The sequence below is a fragment of the Bosea vaviloviae genome (assembly GCF_001741865.1).
Lineage (GTDB): Bacteria > Pseudomonadota > Alphaproteobacteria > Rhizobiales > Beijerinckiaceae > Allobosea > Allobosea vaviloviae.
This window is the reverse complement of the sequence record NZ_CP017147.1, coordinates 5,555,237-5,574,648: the sequence shown is the minus strand read 5'-3', so window position 1 is coordinate 5,574,648 and position 19,412 is coordinate 5,555,237. Positions and strand designations below refer to the sequence as shown.

Sequence of the window (19,412 nt, the reverse complement as noted above, 5' to 3'; positions counted from 1 at the left end):
GCGGTGCTGTCCCATGAGCAGATCTGGAGCGCCATCGATGCGCTCGCCCAGCGTTATGGCTTCACGGCTTCGGGGCTGGCCCGCAAGGCCGGGCTCGACGCGACCACCTTCAACCGCTCCAAGCGCCTCGGGCCCGATGGCCGCGAGCGCTGGCCCTCGACCGAATCGATCGCCAAGATCCTGGCGGCGACCGGCGCCTCGCTCGATGAATTCATCAGCGTGGTGATGGCGCGGGGGCCGGCGCCCTCGCGCACCATTCCCCTGATCGGCTTCGCCCAGGCGGGCTCGGGCGGCGTCTTCGACGATGACGGCCTTCCCGTCGGCGCCGGCTGGGAGGAGGTCGCCTTTCCCGGCGTCGCCGACGAGAAGGCCTATGCGCTGGAGATCGCCGGCGATGCGATGCTGCCGCTCTATCGCGACGGCGACACCATCATCGTCTCGCCGACGGCGGCAGTGCGGCGTGGCGACCGCGTCGTGGTCAAGACGGTCGAGGGCGAGATCCTGGCCAAGCAGCTCAGGCGCCAGACCGCCAAGACCGTCGAGCTCGCCTCGCTCAACCCCGAGCATCCCGACCGGGTGCTGGGCCTGAGCGAGATCGCTTTCATGGCGCGGGTGATCTGGGCGAGCCAGTAAACCTCGTCGTGGCGCTTGCAAAGACAGCGACGGCCGCCGACCTCAATTCCCGTTCGGCCGGCGGCCTGGCAGCGTCACCTTGAACACAGCCCCCGTTTCCGAGGGCTCGAGTTCGATCATGCCGCCATGCAGCCTGACGAGTTCGGCGGCGATGGCGAGGCCAAGCCCGGTCCCGCCGGGTGTGACCGAGCCGCGAAAGGCCTGGAACAGGTTGGCCTTCGCCCGCTGGGGCACGCCGGGGCCGTTATCGCTGACGCGCAGATGCAACGACCCGTCGAGCTGCTGCGCCTTGACCGTCAACATGGCTTGGCTGTCGCTCTCGCCTCCCTCTCGCGCCAGCGCCTGCACGGAGTTCCGCATCAGGTTGAGCAGGACACGCGCCATCTGGTCGGGGTCGCAGCGCGCGATCAATTCGGCTGGAACCTCGTTGACGAAGCTGAGCTGCTTGTTCTCGGGCAGGCCGAGCATCTCCGCCTGCTCGGCGACGAGCTGGCGCAGCGCGATCTCGCGCAGCAGCGGTGTCGCCTCCGCCGCGCGGCCATAGGCCAAGGTCGCCTGGCAGAACTCGATCGCCCGGCCGAGCGTCGCGATCAGGCGCGGTGCGAAGCGCCTGATCTTGGCGTCGCGGGTATCGACCAACTGGTCGGACATCAGCTGCGCCGAGGCCAGCATGTTGCGCAGGTCGTGATTGACCTTGCTGACGGCCAGCCCGAGCTCGGCGAGATGCTTCTTGGTGCGCAATTCGCCGGCCAGCGTCATCTGCATGCGCGCCAGCGCCCGTTCGGCCTCGCCGATCTCGTCGGCGCGCCGCGAGGGCTCGATGATCCGGTGCGGATTCTCCGGGTCGGCCTCGAACTCCATGACATTGGCGGCGAGCTGACGGATTGGCCCGACGATCATCCAGTTCAGCGCGAGATAGACCAGCCCCGCCGTCAGGACGGAGATCAGCAGCGAGATCAGCAGGATGTTGCCCGAGAAGACCAGCATCGCGCGCCGCAGCGGCGCCTCGTCGATGACGATCTCGACGAAGTCGGCCCCGCCCATGGCCTGGCCGATGACGCGGATCGGCATGTCGTGCGGCGGGGCCACCAGAATCTCGACCGCCTCCTTGAGCGCGGTCATCCAGCTCGCATCCCGCAGATCGACCTTGCGGGCAACCGTCGGCGGCATCGAATCGAGGCTGAGCAGGCGGCGCGCGCCACCAACGCGGGCGGCAATGGCGCGCGCGCCGACGCCCATCAGCAGCCGGGCTTCGCTCTCTTCCGGCAGGCGTTCATCGGGCGCGCCTTCCAGCACCAGCACCGCGACCTGGGCCGCGGCAAGCCGGTCGTTCAGCCAGTTGCGCCGGAAATTCGCGACCGATGGCAAGTAGATCAGAATTTCCGCCAGCATCACGAACAGCACGGTCAAAAGCAGCAGCTTGGCCGAGAGGCCGAGCCGCGTCAGGCCGCGCGGCAGGCTGACCGAGAGTTGCGTCGTGTCGAGATCAGGTTGCTGCATTGAATGGGAGCTTAGCCGAAACGGCTGAGAAAGCCGATGAGCCGTCGGATTCCCGGCTTTGCCGCCAATGGCGCGTAGAAGGACATCGCCGCCCGCTTCGAGGCCTCCGAGAAGGTCGGATAGGGCAAGGCGAGCCCCGCCATGTCCTGGACCGTCAGGCCCTTCCGCACGGCTATGCACCAGGGCGCGATCAACTCGCCTGCACCAGTGCCGACGATGGTGGCGCCGAGGACGCGGCCCCGCCGGTCAGCGACGAGCTTCACGAAACCATCGGTCTCGTGCTCGGCCTGGGCGCGGTCGTTTTCGGCATAAGGCCAGCGCAGGATGGTGATCGCATTGCTGCGTTTGCGCGCCTCGACTTCGGACAGGCCGACGCTGGCGAGCTCCGGATGGCAATAGGTCACGTGGGGGATCGCCGTTGCATTGGTCCTGACCGGGAGGCGGAACAAGGCGTTGCGCAAGACGAGTCCAGCCTGGTCATGCGCGGCATGGCTGGAGTGCGGCCCGCCGGCTGCCCCGCTGGCACAGTCGCCGATCGCGAAGACGCGGCGGTTGCCGGTGCGCAGCCCCTTGTCGACGATCACGCCCCCGATGTCGCTGTTGATGCCGCCAAGCTCGAGGTCGAGCGCCTCGATATTGGGTGAGCGCCCCGTCGCGACCAGAAGATGCGTCCCGTCGAGCTTATGGTCGGCCTCGCCATCGGGCCCCGCCAGCACCAGCCTGATGCCGCCCTTGACAGTCTCTGCGCGCAGCACCCGGGCCCGCTCGTGCAATGTGATGCCGTCGCGCAGCAGCGCGCGGCGCAAGATCAGCGCGGCCTCCGGATCGGCATGGGGCAAAAGGTGCCCGGCCTCGACGATGCTGACCGTGCTGCCGAGCCGAGCCATGGTCTGCGCGAGTTCGACACCGGTCGAGCCGCCGCCGAGAACCAGCAGGCGTTCGGGCCGGCGCGTCACTGAAAACAGGCTCTCGCTGGTCAGGAACGGGACCGCGTCGAGCCCGGGAAGCGGCGGGGCGGACGGCCGCGAGCCGGTTGCGATCACGAAGCGTCGCGCCTTGATCGCCTGGTCGCCGGCCATGACCGTGCTGCGGCTGATGAAGCGTGCCTCGCTCCTGATCAGGTGGACGCCGAGCGCAGCGAGGCGCTCCGCCGAATCATTGCGGGCGGTCGCGGCAACGACGCGCTGAACATGGTCGTGGACCCGCGCGTAGTTCACTTGCACGTCGTTTACTTGCACGTCGTTCACTTGCGACGCGCCGGCCGAGATCCCGAAGCGCCCGGCCTCTCGGACGGCCTGCGCCCGCGCGCCTGCGGCGCCGAGCGCCCTGGCCGATATGTCGCCGGCATTCGGATGACTGCCGCCCATGCTGCCGTGCTCGACGAGGACGACTGGCACGCGGAATGCAGCCGCGGCGGTGGCGAGCGACAGCCCGGCCGCACCTGCCCCGATCACGCAGATATCCGGCGTCAGCGGCGCAGGTCTCGGCGCTGTTGCTGTGGTCTCGCTCACGCCGCCCTCCTGATCCGCTCGATCACGTCGCATTCGGACGGTTCCGTCCGAATGCGACGTGATCGATTCTAAAAGTTGAGAGCAATGCTCCTGCAACTGCTGATGCGTCGCGAGGCCGCCGGAATCAAGGCCGCGCAAGCCGGAAGAGCGTCAGAGGGACATTCAGGCGATCTTGCGGCCCTTGTCGGGGGAGAATGCCGAGAGCGGCTCGGGCCGGCCGAAGAGATAGCCCTGGGCCCGCTGCGCGCCGAGCAATTGCACGGCGATGCGCTGCTGCTCGGTCTCGATGCCCTCGACCACGACATTCATCGAGAGTCGGCGCGCGAGCTGGCAGACCGCCTCGATGATCGCCTTCGAGGCCTCGTTGGTGTGGACGTTGCGGGTGAAGCTCTGGTCGATCTTCACCTGCGCGAACGGGTAGGTCGAGAGATAGGCGAGCGAGGAATAGCCGGTGCCGAAATCGTCGAGCGCGAAGCGCACGCCGAGCGCCCTGAGCTCGTCGATGACGGCAAGCGTGCTCTTGTTGTCCTCGATCAGCAGCGATTCCGTCACCTCCAGCGTCAGCCGATGCGAGCCGAGATGGGAGGCGATCAGCGCATCCTTCACCGTTTCGACGATGCGGCGCGGTTCGCGGAACTGCAGCGGCGAGATGTTGACGGAGACGCCGATCTCGTTGCCCCACTGCGCCGCATCCTTGCAGGCCTGCCGGATCGCCCAGTTCCCCATCGCCGCGATCAGGCCGGATTGCTCGGCGATCGGAATGAACACGCCGGGCGGGATCATGCCGCGCGTCGGGTGGTGCCAGCGCATCAGCGCCTCGCGCGTCACGATCTCATGCGTCTTCAGGTCGATGATCGGCTGGTAATAGAGTTCGAGCGCGCCATCGTCGCAGGCCTTGCGCAGATCGACCTCGATCTCGTGCCGGTCGAGCATCTCCTCCGCCATGGCCGGGTTGAAGAAGGTCAGCGTGTTGCGGCCGGCGGCCTTGGCCTTGTAGAGCGCGGTGTCGGCGTGCCGCAGCAGATCCACCGGTGTCGCACCATCATGGGGCGCCATGGCGATGCCGACGCTGGCCGTGACGTAGACGGTCTTGGTGTCGAGGTGGAAGACCTTGGACATCACGTCGATCATGCGCTGCGCGATACTGGTGACGACGGCGTGGCTGGCCGAGGGCAGGATCAGCAGGAACTCGTCGCCGCCGAAGCGGGCGAGCAGGTCGCCGCCGCGAATGGTGCTCTTCAGCCGGCTCGCCGTTTCGCTCAGCACGCGATCGCCGATATCGTGGCCGAGATTGTCGTTGACCTGCTTGAAGCCGTCCAGATCGACATAGAGCAGCGCGAAGGCCTCGCCCGTCCGCTCCAGCCGGCCGAAGGCCTCGGTGATGTGGTTGTTGAACTCGAAGCGGTTGGCGAGCCCGGTCAACTCGTCGAAGCGTGCCATCTGCTCGATGCGCGCCTCGGTCGCCTTCCGCTCGGTCGCGTCCTCGGTCAGCATCAGCACGCCGCCCTCGGCTGCCGGCGCGATGGTGATGATGAGCACGCGACCGCCCCGGGTTTGGAGCTCGCGGCTCATCGTCTGCTGCATGTCCTGCACCGCCACGAGAGCGCCCCTGACGTCGCGGACCTGCTCGGCGTCGATGATCTGGCGTTCGATCAGGAAACGGGCGATCGCGGTCAAGGGCGTGCCCGGCAGCGCGAGCGTTTCGGGAATGCCGTAGAGCGCGCGATAGGGCGCGTTGCTGACCGCGAGCTTCAGATCGCGGTCGAACATCGCAAGCCCGTGGATCATGGTGTTGAGGGCGGCATCCAGGGTCAGGTTCTGCGAATGCAGCGCCGAGGCCAGGGCCTTCGACTGCTTGGTCGCGTCGCTCAGCGCGAGCAGGTTGCGATGCAGCGAGTTGGTGATCGCGATATTGGCCGCGACATACAGAAAGGCGAAATAGCCGATATACTGGTAGTAGACGTTATGGGCCTGGATCAGGCCCACAGCCATCGGAATGCAGAAGGTCAGGATCTGCACCGCGACGAATTTCGGCCGCCCGGCATTGCGCGAGACATAGCCCGAGGCGAGCGCGATCGTCGAAGCGACCGAGGTGATATGCGCTGCCGCGTCGTCGGTCAGAGCCAGCGCGGCATAGCAGCTATAGCCGAGGACGGCGCTGAAGGCGGTGGCGCCGAAGAAATACTCGCGATCCCAGCGCCGCGTTGCGCGCAGGCCGTCCTCGGAATGGTCCTTCCGGCGATAGGAGATTACCGTCATCAATCGCAGCGAGACGATCAGCGCGACCAGAACGGTCAGATTCAGGAACAGCTGCTTGTCGCTCGAGAGCCAGCACAGATAGGGCGTCAGGATGCCGGCAATCCCGCCGGGGACGATCGAGGCCGGCGACGAGAAGAGCGAGCTGACGAGCAGGCGGTAGCCGGGCAGGTCGAAATCCTTGCCCGGATCGCTCAAGCCGCCATCCGCTGATCGCCTGAGGGCTTCCGCCATCGCTCCCGCCCTTTACGGCGACAAGCGGAGATCGCGCATCTCTCGCCACAAGTCGCTCCGTTTAAATGCTTTATGGCGGCAGAAGTAAATGTTTGGTGTGGGTGTTCTCCGAATTCAGAGGGGCCGTATGGCCTTAATGAGGCCTTAGCGGCCGCTCGAAGCGTTTGCTGCAACCGCAGGTGGGCGCTGGTAGACGCGGGCAAGCATGCGGTCCTGGGTCTGTGCGATGCGTTGCAGCTTCGAGATCGCGCTGGGGTTCAGCCGCAGCATGCAGTTGGTCCAGATCTCCCCAAGGTGTTCCAGCTCCTCCTTCAGATCGCCGGCGCGGCGGTTGAAGGCCGAGAACAGGGCGGTCTTGGCGGCATGCATAGGCAAGGAATCGGCGGCGTATTTGCGGATCCAGCTCTCGCCCGTTCCCGTCGGGACGACGGCTTCGAGGCCGCCCGCCGCCATGAAATCGCGGGCGCTGAGCTCCTCGCCGGAGAGCAGCATCTGCTCGGCAGCGCGTGGTCCCATGCGGCGCGACAGGATCGCGACCGCCGTGATCGGGAAATGGTTGAACTTGATTTCGGGGTAGACGAACGAGGCCTGCTCCTCGGCGATCATGATGTTGCAGGAGCGCGGCGCGTCGATGCCGCCGCCGATCGCCTTGGCGTGAATGGTCGAGAGCGTGACCACGAGGCCGTTCAGGCCGCTGGCGTTCAAGACCGCGCCTTCGATCGAGAGCCGCGCATATTCGGCCAGCGCCGCGCGATCATTCTTGGCCAGGCAGTCGAGATAGAAGTCGAGATCGCCGCCAAGCGTGAAGAACGGGCCCGTTCCGCGGAAGGCGAGAAAGCGGACCGGAGCGCGGTGATATTGGTCCGGCGCACCCCATAGCGCGAAGATCGCACGCTGAATCTTACCCAGGCTGTCGAGCAGTTGAAGCGTGAAAACCGGCTTCAGCTCCGGCCGGATCGTCACCCACAAGGTCAGGATGTCGGGTTCGTAGTCGATCTGCACCTCGGGCAGGAAACCGGCCTGATGCCGGATGGCGTCGATGACGTCGCAGCTGTCGAGAGTCGTCGCAAAACCAGCCTTCGGAACTGACGAAAGAGACTGGAACATGCCGCTGACCTCCCGGTTGCCGCGCGTCGAGAACGCCCGGTCAAGGTAGTTGAAGTTAAGAAACTGTAAACGGGATCCCGCGGAAATGGTTAATTTCGTTAAGCTTTATTCCGTATCGTCAACTCGGACCCGGTGTCGTGACCAAGGCCTTGAACGATGTGGAACAGTTCCCGATCGTGTCCTCGCCTTGAGCAAATCATGTGCTGCCCGGAGGGGCCGGGTCTGCGTCGCTCTGCGAAGGAAAGATTCGGGCGCGAGCTTCCTCCAAGGTGGAATAATCGGTCTCGGAGCTCGCTGATCGCGGCGGATCGTTTCTTTTTCGGGGGCGTGGCGTCCCGCGCGACGCCCGATGCGAAGCGAGGAGAATGCCGGGATGAGCCGCTGCGGCACGCAGGCCTGTCTCGAAATAGGACAAGGCCGGACAGCGGGCTGCGTCTTGCCGCGCGCTCACCTGCTTGTTCAAAACCACAACCGCAGCTAACTATGCGCCGCGAATTCGCCGCGATCCGAGCGTTGAAACGTTGATGCCGAGTTGATGCCGTGAACCGCCCACCATCCGCAGAAGACGAGAAGAGAGCGCGCCTTGCCGCCGCTCTCCGCGAGAACCTGAAGCGCCGCAAGGCTCAGGCTCGCGCTCGCCGCACGGATGAGGCGAAAGCGCAGGAACCGGTATCGCAAGCCCAGGCCGAAACCTCCCGGTCCTGATTCTCATATTCATGCGCCGCCCGGCCTTTCGCGGCGGCAGGCCAGCAGGTCATCACGATGGACAAGATCCGCATTACCGGCGGCCAGCGCCTCAATGGCAATATCCAGATCTCGGGTGCGAAAAACGCCGCTCTCCCGCTGATGATCGCAAGCCTGCTGACGGACGAGACTTTGACGCTGGTCAATGTGCCGCGCCTCTCCGACGTCACGGCGCTGTCGCGCATCCTGTCCAATCAGGGGGTCGATCGCACGGTCGCGGGCAAGCGCATTGGCCAGTCGGCCGAAAGCGGCCAGACCGTCTCACTGACGGCTCGCCAGATTACCGATACCTGCGCGCCCTATGAATTGGTCTCGACCATGCGGGCGAGCTTCTGGGTCATCGCGCCGATCCTGGCGCGCATGGGTGAGGCCAAGGTCTCGCTGCCCGGCGGCTGCGCCATCGGTACGCGCCCGGTCGATCTCCTATTGATGGCGCTGGAGAAACTCGGCGCGCAGATCACCATCGAGAACGGCTACGCCCTGGCGCGGGCGCCCAAGGGCCTGAAGGGCGCCGAGATCATCTTCCCTAAGGTCACGGTCGGCGGCACCCATACCGCCCTGATGGCTGCCGTGCTGGCCGATGGCACGACGGTCATCGAGAATGCCGCGCGCGAGCCGGAAGTGACCGACCTTGCCGCCTGCCTCGTCAAGATGGGGGCCAAGATCGAGGGGGCCGGCAGCTCGCGCATCGTCGTCACCGGCGTCGCTCGCCTTGGCGGTGCCCATCACGCAGTCCTGCCCGACCGTATCGAGACCGGCACCTATGCTATGGCCGTCGCGATGACGGGTGGCGACGTGCTGCTTGAAGGCGCGCGTGCCGACCTGCTGCAATCGGCGCTCGACGTCCTGACCAAGGCGGGCGTCGATATCAGCTCGACCAATGAGGGTATCCGCGTGCGCCGCAACGGCCAGGCGCTGAACGCCGTCGATGTCGACACCGATCCCTTTCCTGGTTTCCCGACCGATCTTCAGGCGCAGTTCATGGCTCTGATGACGCGGGCCAAGGGCACCTCGCGCATTCGCGAGACCATCTTCGAGAACCGCTTCATGCATGTGCAGGAGCTGGCGCGGCTGGGCGCCAAGATCAGGCTCGACGGCGATGCCGCCTATGTCGAGGGCGTCGCCAAGCTCACCGGCGCACCGGTGATGGCGACGGATCTGCGCGCCTCGGTTTCGCTCGTCATCGGCGGTCTTGCGGCCGAAGGCGACACCACGATCAACCGCGTCTACCATCTCGACCGCGGTTTCGAGGCGCTCGAAGCGAAACTGACGCGCTGCGGCGCCGAGGTCGAACGCATCAGCAGTTGACGTTGCCGCGCGGCCTCGCCAGAACATCGCGATGCCGATTGACGCCGCCGACCCGCTGAAGCTGATCGCACTCGACGCTGACGATCTCGCGATCCTGTCCGCTCATCTCCAGGATGCTGTCCTGAAGGTGACGGATATCGCCTATCTTCCCGGCGAGAAGCGTTTCGCGCTCGCGGCGCGCCGGTTCGATTGGGCGGGCGCGCAGGCCGGGCAGCGTCGGCGGCGTCTCGCCGCGCTGCATTTCGAGCGGGTCACCACGGCCCGCAGCACCGGGATCGACACAGCTGCCCCGGGCACGGTCCTGAACCTGCTCGCAATCACCTTCGAAGAGCGCGACGGCCCGACCGGCGACGTCACCTTGCACTTCTCGGACGGCGCCGCGATCCGGCTCGACGTCGAATGCATCGAAGCTCAGATGAAGGATCTCGGCCCGGTCTGGGAAGCGGTCGCGACGCCCGACCATCCCAACGGCGCCTGACCTCGTCCACGCCATAGCTCTTAAGGTTTTGCGATGCCGATCAGGCTCGACGACAGGGATGCACGCTTCGAGCAGGATTTTCAGACCCTGCTGGGCGCCAAGCGCGAGGTCTCCGAGGAGGTCGACCGCGTCGTCGCCGACATCATCGCCGAGGTCCGCACCGGGGGCGACGCAGCGCTCATCGCCTATACCAGCCGCTTCGACGGGCTCGACCTGACGCCGCAGACCCTGCGCGTCTCCGAAACGGAGATCGATGCCGCCGTCAAAGCCTGCCCGCCCGAGCAGCTCGCGGCGCTGGAAACGGCGCGCGCGCGCATCGAGGCCTATCACCTGCGCCAGAAGCCGCAGGATGCCTGGTTCACGGACGAGGCCGGGGTCGCGAGCGGCTGGCGCTGGAGCGCGATCGAGGCGGTCGGACTCTATGTGCCGGGCGGCACGGCGAGCTATCCGTCCTCGGTGCTGATGAACGCCGTTCCGGCCAAGGTCGCCGGTGTCGACCGGGTGGTGATGGTTGCGCCGAGCCCGCGCGGCGAAACCAACCCGCTGGTGCTGGCCGCGGCGCGGCTCGCCGGCGTCGACGAGGTCTATCGCATCGGTGGCGCGCAGGCCGTGGCCGCGCTCGCCTATGGCACGGCGATGATCGCCCCGGTCTCCAAGATCGTCGGCCCCGGCAACGCCTATGTCGCCGCCGCCAAGCGGCGCGTCTTCGGCCAGGTCGGCATCGACATGATCGCCGGTCCTTCCGAGGTGCTGGTCATCGCGGACGGTTCGGCAAATCCCGACTGGATCGCCGCCGACCTGCTGGCCCAGGCCGAGCACGACGTCTCGGCCCAGTCGATCCTGATGACGGACGATGCCGGTTTGGCCGGCGAGGTCGAGAAGGCGGTGATAGTGCAGCTCGCGACGCTCCCGCGCGCCGAGATCGCCGGCAAGAGCTGGGCTGATTACGGCGCGATCCTGCTGGTCGCGGATCTTGAGGCGGCGATCCCCCTGGTCGATCGCCTCGCGCCCGAGCATCTCGAGATCATGACGGCCGAGCCCGAACGCCTTGCGGCCAGGATCCGCAATGCAGGCGCGATCTTCATCGGCGGCCACACGCCCGAGGCCATCGGCGACTATGTCGGCGGGCCCAACCATGTCTTGCCGACGGCGCGCTCGGCCCGGTTCTCCTCCGGGCTGGGCGTTCTCGATTTCATGAAGCGAACCTCGCTGCTGCAATGCGGGCCCGAGGCGCTGCGCGCTCTCGCGCCGGCTGCCGTCCGGCTTGCCGAAGCGGAGGGCTTGCAGGCGCATGGTCGTTCCGTGACGATCAGACTGAATCTGTGAACGTATGTCCTAGCGCCGTCCGGTTCGATCGGAGACAGCATGTCGGAGACGAAATGCCTGATCGGCGTCACGCTCGACGAAGCCTCGCTTGGGCGTGGCTCGCCGGATCAGGAGCATGAGCGCGCGGTTGCGATCTACGATCTGATCGAACGCAATCGCTTCGCCCTTCCCGGCCATGATGGCGGGCCCTATCTGGCACATCTGGCGCTGATTGAGCGCCGGCTGGTCTTCGACGTCCGGCAGGCCGACGGCGTTCCCGTCGTCGCGCATCATCTTTCGCTGACGCCGCTGCGCCGCATCATCAAGGACTACGCGCTGGTCTGCGAGAGCTATTATGCCGCCATCCGCACCGCCACGCCCTCCCAGATCGAGTCGATCGATATGGGCCGGCGCGGCCTGCACGACGAGGCGGCGCACATCCTGGTGGACCGTCTCGCGAGCAAGGTCGAGATCGATTTCGATACGGCGCGGCGGCTGTTCACCCTGATCTACGCGTTGCACTGGAAGGGCTGAGGAGGGTGGAGCCCGCCGCCTCGCGCAAGGTTCAAAGTGTGCTGTTCATGTGCGCGCAGAACGCGGTGCGCTCGCCCATGGCCGAGGCGATGGCCAAGCACTTCTTCGGCAAATCGATCTATGTCCAGTCGGCCGGAGCCAGGCGCGGCGAGGTCGACGGCTTCATGCTCACGGTTCTCGACGAGATCGGCATCGACGCACACAAGCACAAGCCGAAATCGGTCGAGGAGCTCGAAGAGTGGGAGGGGTTGAATTTCGACCTGATCGTCTCGCTCTCGCCGGAAGCCCACCACAAGGCGCTCGATCTGACGCGCACGGTCGCTGCCGATGTCGAATACTGGCCGACGATCGACCCCACCGTCGTGCAGGGCTCGCGCGAGCAGGTGCTGGAGGCCTATCGCGAGGTGCGCGACGGGCTGATGCGGCGCATCAAGGACAGGTTGAGGGCCTGAGAGTGCCCTTGAAGCCATTTCCCCGCCAATTGGATCGGAAATGGCTTCAAGGTTTTTACAATAGCGCGTTTTCTTTACGCGAACCGGCGGCCACTTCGCTCGAAAATGCTCTAGGAAAAGGGTCTGGTCATTCGGGCGTAACGAAGCGCAGGCTCGGGGCGACCTGCACCCCGAACGCATTCTGCTTCAGAAGGTGCTGTTCATGCTCGTCGCACAAGTGATCAAGACAAGAGACGTTGCGTGATACGCTCTTTGCGCCAATTTTCGGTCAAATCACGAATTCGCGCGTCGGTTTCTCTCAGTTTATAATTATTACAAGGAAAAAACATAGAAATTGACAGCTTCCGGCAGCGGGAATCTAAGCCTCGATACTTGGTCCGCCTCCCCCACGGGACCGGAGTTGCAGAGGTTGTCATGACACTGATGCCGTCTTCCCTGATGCGCGCCGCCGCGCTCGCCTTGATCCTGTCCGGCGCGTCGCACGCCGTCCGCGCCGCCGACGAGGGCATCACCGTCTATAACGCGCAGCATGAAAGCCTGACCAAGGCCTGGGCCGACGGCTTCACCAAGGAAACCGGTATCAGGGTGACGATCCGCAAGGGCGGCGACACCGAACTCGCCAACCAGATCGTCCAGGAAGGCGCGGCTTCGCCCGCCGATGTCTTCGTCACCGAGAATTCGCCGGCGATGGTGCTGGTCGAGAAGGCCGGGCTGTTCGAGACCTTGCCCAAGGACGTGCTGGCGCAGGTGCCGGCGAATTTCCAGCCGTCGAGCGGGCGCTGGGTCGGCGTCGCGGCGCGCAGCACCGTCTTCGTCTATGACACGCGCAAGCTGAAGGAGGCCGACCTGCCGAAGTCGCTGCTCGATCTCGCCGACGCGAAGTGGAAGGGCCATTGGGCCGCCTCGCCCTCGGGCGCCGACTTCCAGGCGATCGTCGGCGCGCTGCTCGAGCTCAAGGGCGAGAAGGTCACGGCCGAATGGCTCAAGGCGATGAAGGCGAACTCCACCGCCTATCGCGGCAACAGCGTCGCCATGAAGGCGGTCAATGCCGGCGAGGTCGATGGCGCGGTGATCTACCATTACTATTACTTCGGTGATCAGGCGAAGACGGGCGAGAACAGCAGCAATGTCCGGCTGCACTATTTCCGCAACGGCGATCCGGGCGCCTTCCTCAGCACTTCCGGCGCCGGCGTGCTGGCTTCGAGCAAGCATAAGGAGCAGGCCGAGGCTTTCGTGAAGTGGATGGCGGGCAAGCATGGCCAGGCCGTGCTGCGGGACGGCGACAGCTTCGAATACGCCATCGCCACGGGTGCGGAATCGAACCCGAAGCTGGAGCCGATCGCGCAATTGCATGCGCCGAAGGTCGAGCCCTCCAAGCTCGACAGCAAGAAAGTCTCCGAACTGATGACGGCGGCCGGGCTGCTCTGAGGTCCAGGTCATAAGGCGACGGCGTGACTCGTGTCGCGCCGCCGTCCCATTTCGCCTTCTGGCTGGTTCGATAGCGTTCATGACCGTGCAGGCGCAGCCCTTGCGAACCTATCCCGTCCTCGCGGCGCAGCCCTTGCCGCTGCGCCGCGTCCGGCAACTCGCGGCCAAATCCCTGTTCGGGCTGGCGGCGCTGGTTTCGCTCGTCACGCTGCTGCCGCTCGGTTTCATCCTCTGGATCACGGTCCAGACCGGCGGGGAGACGGCGTCCGCCCTGATCTTCCGGGCGCGCGTTGGCGAATTGCTGGTCAATACCGCGCTGCTCGAAGCGCTGACCCTGCCGCCCTGCATCGCGCTGGCGGTGGCGCTCGCCTGGCTGACCGAGCGCAGCGATGTGCCGGGCGCGCGGCTCTGGTCCTGGCTCACGGTTGCGCCGCTGGCGGTCCCGGCCTTTGTGCAGTCCTATGCCTGGATCGGCGTCGCGCCGGGGATGCACGGGCTTTTCGCCGCCGTTTTCGTCTCGGTCCTGGCCTATCTGCCGTTTCTCTATCTGCCGGTCGCGGCGCAATTGCGCCGCCTCGACCCGGCGATGGAGGATGCCGCCGCTTCGCTCGGGCTTACGCCCTGGCGGGTGTTCCTGCGTGTCGTGCTGCCGCAATTGCGGATCGCGCTTTGCGGCGGCTCCTTGCTGATCGGCCTGCATCTGCTCGCCGAATACGGCCTCTACGCGATGATCCGCTTCGACACCTTCACCACTGCGATCGTCGACCAGTTCCAGTCGAGCTATAACGGGCCGGCCGCGAACATGCTGGCGGGCGTGCTCGTGGTCTCCTGCCTCGGCCTGCTCGGGCTCGAACTGTTGATCCGGGGCGATGCGCGCTATGCCCGGGTCGGGTCGGGCGCGCCGCGCCCGGCCTCGCGCCGCCGTCTTGGCCGGGCGCGCTGGGTTGCCATGCTCCTGCCGCTCGCGCTGAGCGGGCTTGCTCTCGGCGTGCCAGCCTATGCGCTCGGCCGCTGGCTCATCGCCGGCGGCAGCGGGATCTGGCAGGCGAGCGAGTTGGCGTCGGCCTTCGGCGAGACCTTGCTCTATGCCGCCGGCGGGGCGCTGGCGACGACGCTCGCGGCGATCCCGATGGCCTGGCTTTCGGTGCGCGCGCCGGGCCGGCTGCAGCGGGTTCTCGAAGGCTGCCATTACTATGTCGGCGCCTTGCCCGGCGTCGTGGTCGCGCTTGCCCTGGTCACGATCACGGTCAGGGTTGCCTTGCCGCTCTACCAGACGGTCGCGACCGTGCTGCTTGCCTATGGCTTGATGTTCCTGCCGCGCGCGCTGGTCGGCCTGCGCGCCGGCATTGCGCAGGTGCCGGTCGAGCTGGAGCGCGCGGCGATCGCGCTTGGGCGCAGGCCTGTCGGCGCGATCCTTTCGGTGACGATGCGGCTTGCGGCGCCGGGCGTCGCCGCCTGCATGGCGCTCGTCGCCATGGGCGTCACCACCGAGCTGACGGCGACGCTGATGCTCGCGCCCAATGGCACGCGTACGCTCGCGACCGAGTTCTGGGCGCTGACGAATGAGCTCGACTATGCCGCGGCCGCGCCTTATGCGGCGCTGATGATCGCCTTGTCCTTGCCCCTGACGGCGCTCCTGCATGCGCAATCGCGACGGGTGGCCGGACAGTGAGCCTTCTCGACGTCACCGGCCTGACCAAGCGCTACGGTCCGCAGATCGCACTGGAGGGCGTCGATCTCACTGTGCCGGCGCGCAGCCGCATGGCGATCGTCGGTCCCTCCGGCTCCGGCAAGACCACGCTGCTGCGCATCATCGCCGGTTTCGATGCGCCCGATGCCGGCCGCGTCATGCTGAACGGCCAGATGCTGGCGGACGGGCCATTGATCGCGCCGGCGCATCGGCGCGGCATCGGCTATGTGCCGCAGGACGGGGCACTGTTCCCGCATCTGAGCGTGGCCGAGAATATCGGCTTCGGGATCGAGGCGGGCGACCCGGAGCGCGACCAGCGCATCAATGAGCTGATGGAGATGGTCGAGCTCGATCGCGCCATGCTGCGCCGCCGCCCACATGAGCTCTCCGGCGGCCAGCAGCAGCGCGTGGCGCTGGCCCGGGCGCTGGCGCGCCGGCCGGCGCTGATGCTGCTCGACGAGCCGTTCTCGGCGCTCGACACCGGTCTGCGCGAGGCGGTGCGCAAATCGGTGATGCGGGTGCTGAGCCAGGCCGGCATCACCGCGATCATGGTGACGCATGACCAGGCCGAGGCCTTGTCCTTTGCCGATCAGGTCGCGGTGCTGCGGGGAGGGCGGTTGATGCAGGCCGGCGCGCCCGTCACGCTTTACTGGCAGCCGAAGGACCGCGAGACCGCGCTCTTCCTCGGCGATGCGACGATGCTGGAGGCGCAACTGGGCGAGGGCTTCGTCGATTGCGCGTTGGGGCGCATTCCAGCCGAGACCGGCGCGCGCCGTGGCTCCGGCGAAATCATGCTGCGCCCCGAGCAGATCAGTCTTTCACCCGCAACTGTCGGCGGGCAGGAGACTGGCGCCTGTCATGGCGAGGTCGAGGAGGTCGAGTTCGGCGGGGCGCTCTGCGCCATCACCGTGGGGGTCGTCTTCGGGGAGGCGCGGATCCGCATCCTCGTCCGCTCGCCGGGCCGCGATTTGCCTGCGACAGGCTCGCGCGTCCGGCTCGAGGTGCAGGGCGGCGCACATATCCTCGAGCGGTAGAGTCCGCGACCGGCAACGCCGTCCAGTCGTGCCTTCGATGCAGGCGGTTCCACAAATTGCTTATGAAATAGGCGATAACCGCCATCGTGCATACAAGATGCATGTAATCTGGCCAAGCGCCTGCCGCAGCGTGCATTGATGCGCTTCACTCGGCAAGCGCCGTCGATAGAGAGCTGAGACGCCGCTTCTGGCGCGAATGGGCAGCAATCACGGGAAAAATTGGCTTCTGCCGCGCGCGTGCGAGGTCGGATTTGGCCGCCGGCGCCGCGCTTGCGCTCGCGATTTGGGGCGGCACGCTCTGTGCATGAGAGGCGCATCTTTCCGCTGCCGGCGCCGTTCCAAGGCTGCTGGCGCATGCCAGCCTGTCCGCGCATCGAGGGATCGTTCCATGACAATCACACGCCGCACCGCCATCGCTGCCGGCCTCAGCCTACCCTTCGCCGCCCGCGGCGGCGCTGCGCAGGCCCAGGCGCCGAGCCGCAGCGAGACGCTGCTGCTGGTGCAGGAATACGGTCCCAACAGCCTGGACATGCAGGGCATCGGCTCGTCGCAGCCGGTCAATGGTGTGGCGCTGAACTGCTATGATCGGCTGCTGCGCTTCAAGCCGGTTCCGATTCCGGGCGGCGGTGGCAATACGATCGCGATGGGCGAGCTCGAGGGCGAGCTGGCGGAAAGCTGGCAGCTTGCCCCGGACGGCATGAGCTGCACCTTCAAGCTGCGCGACGCCACCTTCCATTCCGGACGCAAGGTCACGGCCAAGGACGTCAAATGGTCGCTCGACCGCGCGGTCTCGATCGGCGGTTTCGCCACGACGCAGATGAATGCCGGCTCGCTGGAGAAGCCCGAGCAGTTCGTCGTGGTCGACGACAAGACGCTGCGCATCGATTTCATCCGCAAGGACAAGATGACGCTGCCGAACCTGGCCGTCACCATCCCCTTCGTGTTCGACTCCGAGCTTGCCATCAAGAATGGCGGCGACGACCCCTGGGCCAAGGACTATCTCAAGAACAACATCGCCGGTTCCGGTGCCTACAAGGTCGAGAGCTGGAAGCCCGGCGTCGAGACCATCTATGTCCGCAATGACGCCTGGACCTGCGGCAAGCTGCCGAGCCTGCGCCGCATCATCGCGCGCGACATCGCCTCGCCCTCGACCCGCCGGGCGCTGATCGAGCGCGGCGACGCCGACATCTCCTACGGTCTGCCGCCAAAAGACTTCAAAGACCTGGCTGACGCCGGCAAGGTCAATGTCGTCGGCGTGCCGATCCCCAACGGCGTCTGGGGCTGCTATCTCAACACGCAGGTCGGGCCGTTCAAGGATGTCCGCCTGCGCCAGGCGGTCGCCTGGGTGATGCCCTATGAAAAGATGCTGCAGGCCTCATTGTTCGGCCGCGGCGTCGACATGTCCGGCGGGCCGGAGACGCCCAAGGTCGCCTGGCCGCAAGCCTTCCCCTACAAGACCGACGCCGCCAAGGCGAAGGCGCTGGTCGATGCGGCCGGCGGCGGCTTCTCGACGACGCTGCTGTTCGATGCCGGTAATGCGACGGTTGCCGAACCGATGTCGGTGCTGATCAAGGAGGCGCTCGCAACCATCGGCATCAATGTCGAGATCTCGAAGGTGCCCGGCGCGAATTTCCGCGGCGAAATCCAGAAGAAGACCAACCCGATGGTCCTCAACCGCTTCGCCGGCTGGCTCGACTATCCCGACTATTATCTGTTCTGGACGATGCACGGCAACAATTCGATCTTCAACATCGCCGCTTATCAGAACCCGGCGCTGGACAAGCTGGTCGACGAGGCCCGCTTCACCGCCGACAAGGCGGTTTACGACAAGAGCGTCGTGGAGTTCATCAAGCTGGTGAACGTCGAGGTGCCGATGGTGCCGATTGCCCAGCCGACCCATGACGTCGCCATGCAGAAGTCGATCGGCGGCTATCAGTTCCAGCCCTGCCGCGAGCCGGATTTCCGCTACCTGACGAAGGGGTGAGGAACTTGCTTGAGCTAGGAAACGCAACGTCATCCTGGACAAGCGGCGAAGCCGCGCAGCTCCGGGATCCATCGGAGGGCTCCGGAGCTCTCCGATGGATCCCGGCGCTCCGCTTCGCTCCGGCCAGGATGACGGTGTGTTTCCGCACTCGATCTGCACAGGTCGCCATCGCGCTGAGCCGGACGGGGAACATGCCATGCTCAAGATGATCGGCCAGCGCCTTATGACGACCATCCCGTCGATCATCGGCGTGATCATCGTCACCTTCCTGCTCACACGGGTCCTGCCGGGCGACACCGCCGCCTATTTCGCCGGGCCTGCGGCGTCACCGCAGGCCATTGCCGAGATCCGCGGCAAGCTTGGCCTCGATCAGCCGCTGCCGGTGCAGTTCGTCTCCTATGTCACGGCATTGCTGAAGGGCGATCTCGGCCAGTCGCTGACGACCGGCCAGCCGGTGACCAGGGACATTGCGGCGAGGCTTCCGGCTTCGGCCGAACTGACGCTTGTCGGCTTGCTGCTTGCCATGGCGGTGGCGCTGCCGCTTGGCGTGCTCGCCGCCGTCAAGCAGGGCTCCTGGGTCGACCATCTCTGCCGGATCGTCGCGACGGCGGGCGTCTCGTTGCCGGTGTTCTTCACCGGGCTCTTGCTGGTCTATGTCTTCTACTTCCTGCTCGGCTGGTCGCCGGCACCGCTCGGGCGGCTCGACGTCTTCGCCTCCGAGCCGCCTGGTGTCACCGGCTTCCTGCTGATCGACATGCTGCTTGCGCGCGATCTTGAGGGTTTCCGCGCCGCCTTCTCGCAGCTCATCCTGCCGGCCGTGACGCTCGCCATCTTCTCGCTCGCGCCGATCACGCGGATGACGCGGGCCTCGATGCTGGCCGTGCTTGGTGCCGATTTCGTCCGCACGGCGCGTGCCAGCGGCCTGACCAATAGCAAGGTCATCGGTACCTACGCCTTCCGCAACGCGATGCTGCCGGTGGTGACGACGCTCGGCATGGTGTTCTCCTTCCTGCTCGGCGCCAATGTGCTGGTCGAGAAGGTTTTTGCCTGGCCGGGCATCGGCTCCTATGCGGTCGAGGCGCTGATCGCTTCGGACTACGCCCCGATCCAGGGTTTCGTGCTGACCATGGCGGTGATGTATGTCGCGCTGAACCTCATGATCGACGTGCTCTACGGCGTCATCGATCCCCGCGTCAGGCTGGAGGGGTGAGGCC

The 19,412-nt window shown here is 66.2% G+C and carries 15 protein-coding genes; 11 read left to right on the top strand and 4 right to left on the bottom strand.

Annotated elements, in window-relative coordinates:
- Nucleotides 1-3: 3 nt before the first annotated feature.
- On the top strand, nucleotides 4-633 hold the full coding sequence (locus tag BHK69_RS25700) for a S24 family peptidase (protein ID WP_069692584.1): 630 nt from the start codon (nucleotides 4-6) through the stop codon (nucleotides 631-633).
- Between the two features lie 42 nt (nucleotides 634-675).
- Here the strand turns inward: BHK69_RS25700 and BHK69_RS25695 are convergent, their stop codons facing one another.
- From BHK69_RS25695 to BHK69_RS25680, 4 genes are all read right to left on the bottom strand, one after another.
- Nucleotides 676-2,133, bottom strand: coding sequence for a sensor histidine kinase (locus BHK69_RS25695; RefSeq protein WP_083269681.1), 1,458 nt, complete (start codon nucleotides 2,131-2,133; stop codon nucleotides 676-678).
- 11 nt (nucleotides 2,134-2,144) lie between these two features.
- Nucleotides 2,145-3,644: a dihydrolipoyl dehydrogenase family protein gene (locus tag BHK69_RS25690; protein WP_244548325.1), complete on the bottom strand. Its 1,500-nt coding sequence runs from the start codon at nucleotides 3,642-3,644 to the stop codon at nucleotides 2,145-2,147.
- 162 nt (nucleotides 3,645-3,806) lie between these two features.
- A complete protein-coding gene (locus tag BHK69_RS25685) occupies nucleotides 3,807-6,098 on the bottom strand; it encodes a putative bifunctional diguanylate cyclase/phosphodiesterase (protein ID WP_158516274.1) in 2,292 nt (763 codons plus the stop codon).
- 180 nt (nucleotides 6,099-6,278) lie between these two features.
- A complete protein-coding gene (locus BHK69_RS25680) occupies nucleotides 6,279-7,241 on the bottom strand; it encodes an enoyl-CoA hydratase-related protein (RefSeq protein WP_069692582.1) in 963 nt (320 codons plus the stop codon).
- A 762-nt stretch (nucleotides 7,242-8,003) separates the two neighbouring features.
- Between BHK69_RS25680 and murA the strand changes: the two genes are divergently transcribed.
- The 10 genes from murA to BHK69_RS25630 all read left to right on the top strand — a co-directional run bounded on the left by murA (nucleotide 8,004) and on the right by BHK69_RS25630 (nucleotide 19,408).
- Complete coding sequence (gene murA / locus BHK69_RS25675) at nucleotides 8,004-9,293, top strand: UDP-N-acetylglucosamine 1-carboxyvinyltransferase (RefSeq protein WP_069692581.1); 1,290 nt, start codon at nucleotides 8,004-8,006, stop codon at nucleotides 9,291-9,293.
- A 31-nt stretch (nucleotides 9,294-9,324) separates the two neighbouring features.
- Nucleotides 9,325-9,771, top strand: coding sequence for a DUF2948 family protein (locus BHK69_RS25670; protein ID WP_069692580.1), 447 nt, complete (start codon nucleotides 9,325-9,327; stop codon nucleotides 9,769-9,771).
- Between the two features lie 33 nt (nucleotides 9,772-9,804).
- A complete protein-coding gene (hisD, locus tag BHK69_RS25665) occupies nucleotides 9,805-11,097 on the top strand; it encodes a histidinol dehydrogenase (RefSeq protein ID WP_069692579.1) in 1,293 nt (430 codons plus the stop codon).
- Nucleotides 11,098-11,136: 39 nt separating this feature from the next.
- A complete protein-coding gene (locus BHK69_RS25660) occupies nucleotides 11,137-11,610 on the top strand; it encodes a UPF0262 family protein (RefSeq protein ID WP_069692578.1) in 474 nt (157 codons plus the stop codon).
- A gap of 47 nt (nucleotides 11,611-11,657) precedes the next feature.
- Nucleotides 11,658-12,062, top strand: coding sequence for an arsenate-mycothiol transferase ArsC (locus BHK69_RS25655; RefSeq protein WP_069693962.1), 405 nt, complete (start codon nucleotides 11,658-11,660; stop codon nucleotides 12,060-12,062).
- Between the two features lie 414 nt (nucleotides 12,063-12,476).
- Nucleotides 12,477-13,490 (top strand): iron ABC transporter substrate-binding protein, encoded by a 1,014-nt coding sequence (locus BHK69_RS25650; RefSeq protein WP_069692577.1) that lies wholly within the window; start codon nucleotides 12,477-12,479, stop codon nucleotides 13,488-13,490.
- A gap of 79 nt (nucleotides 13,491-13,569) precedes the next feature.
- Complete coding sequence (locus tag BHK69_RS25645) at nucleotides 13,570-15,162, top strand: ABC transporter permease (RefSeq protein WP_083269679.1); 1,593 nt, start codon at nucleotides 13,570-13,572, stop codon at nucleotides 15,160-15,162.
- A complete protein-coding gene (locus BHK69_RS25640) occupies nucleotides 15,159-16,214 on the top strand; it encodes an ABC transporter ATP-binding protein (protein ID WP_069692576.1) in 1,056 nt (351 codons plus the stop codon). The genes BHK69_RS25645 and BHK69_RS25640 overlap by 4 nt, the downstream gene beginning before the upstream one ends.
- Before the next feature lie 388 nt (nucleotides 16,215-16,602).
- Nucleotides 16,603-18,198: an ABC transporter substrate-binding protein gene (locus tag BHK69_RS25635; RefSeq protein WP_069692575.1), complete on the top strand. Its 1,596-nt coding sequence runs from the start codon at nucleotides 16,603-16,605 to the stop codon at nucleotides 18,196-18,198.
- A 196-nt stretch (nucleotides 18,199-18,394) separates the two neighbouring features.
- Nucleotides 18,395-19,408: an ABC transporter permease gene (locus BHK69_RS25630; protein WP_069693960.1), complete on the top strand. Its 1,014-nt coding sequence runs from the start codon at nucleotides 18,395-18,397 to the stop codon at nucleotides 19,406-19,408.
- The last annotated feature ends 4 nt before the right edge of the window (nucleotides 19,409-19,412 follow it).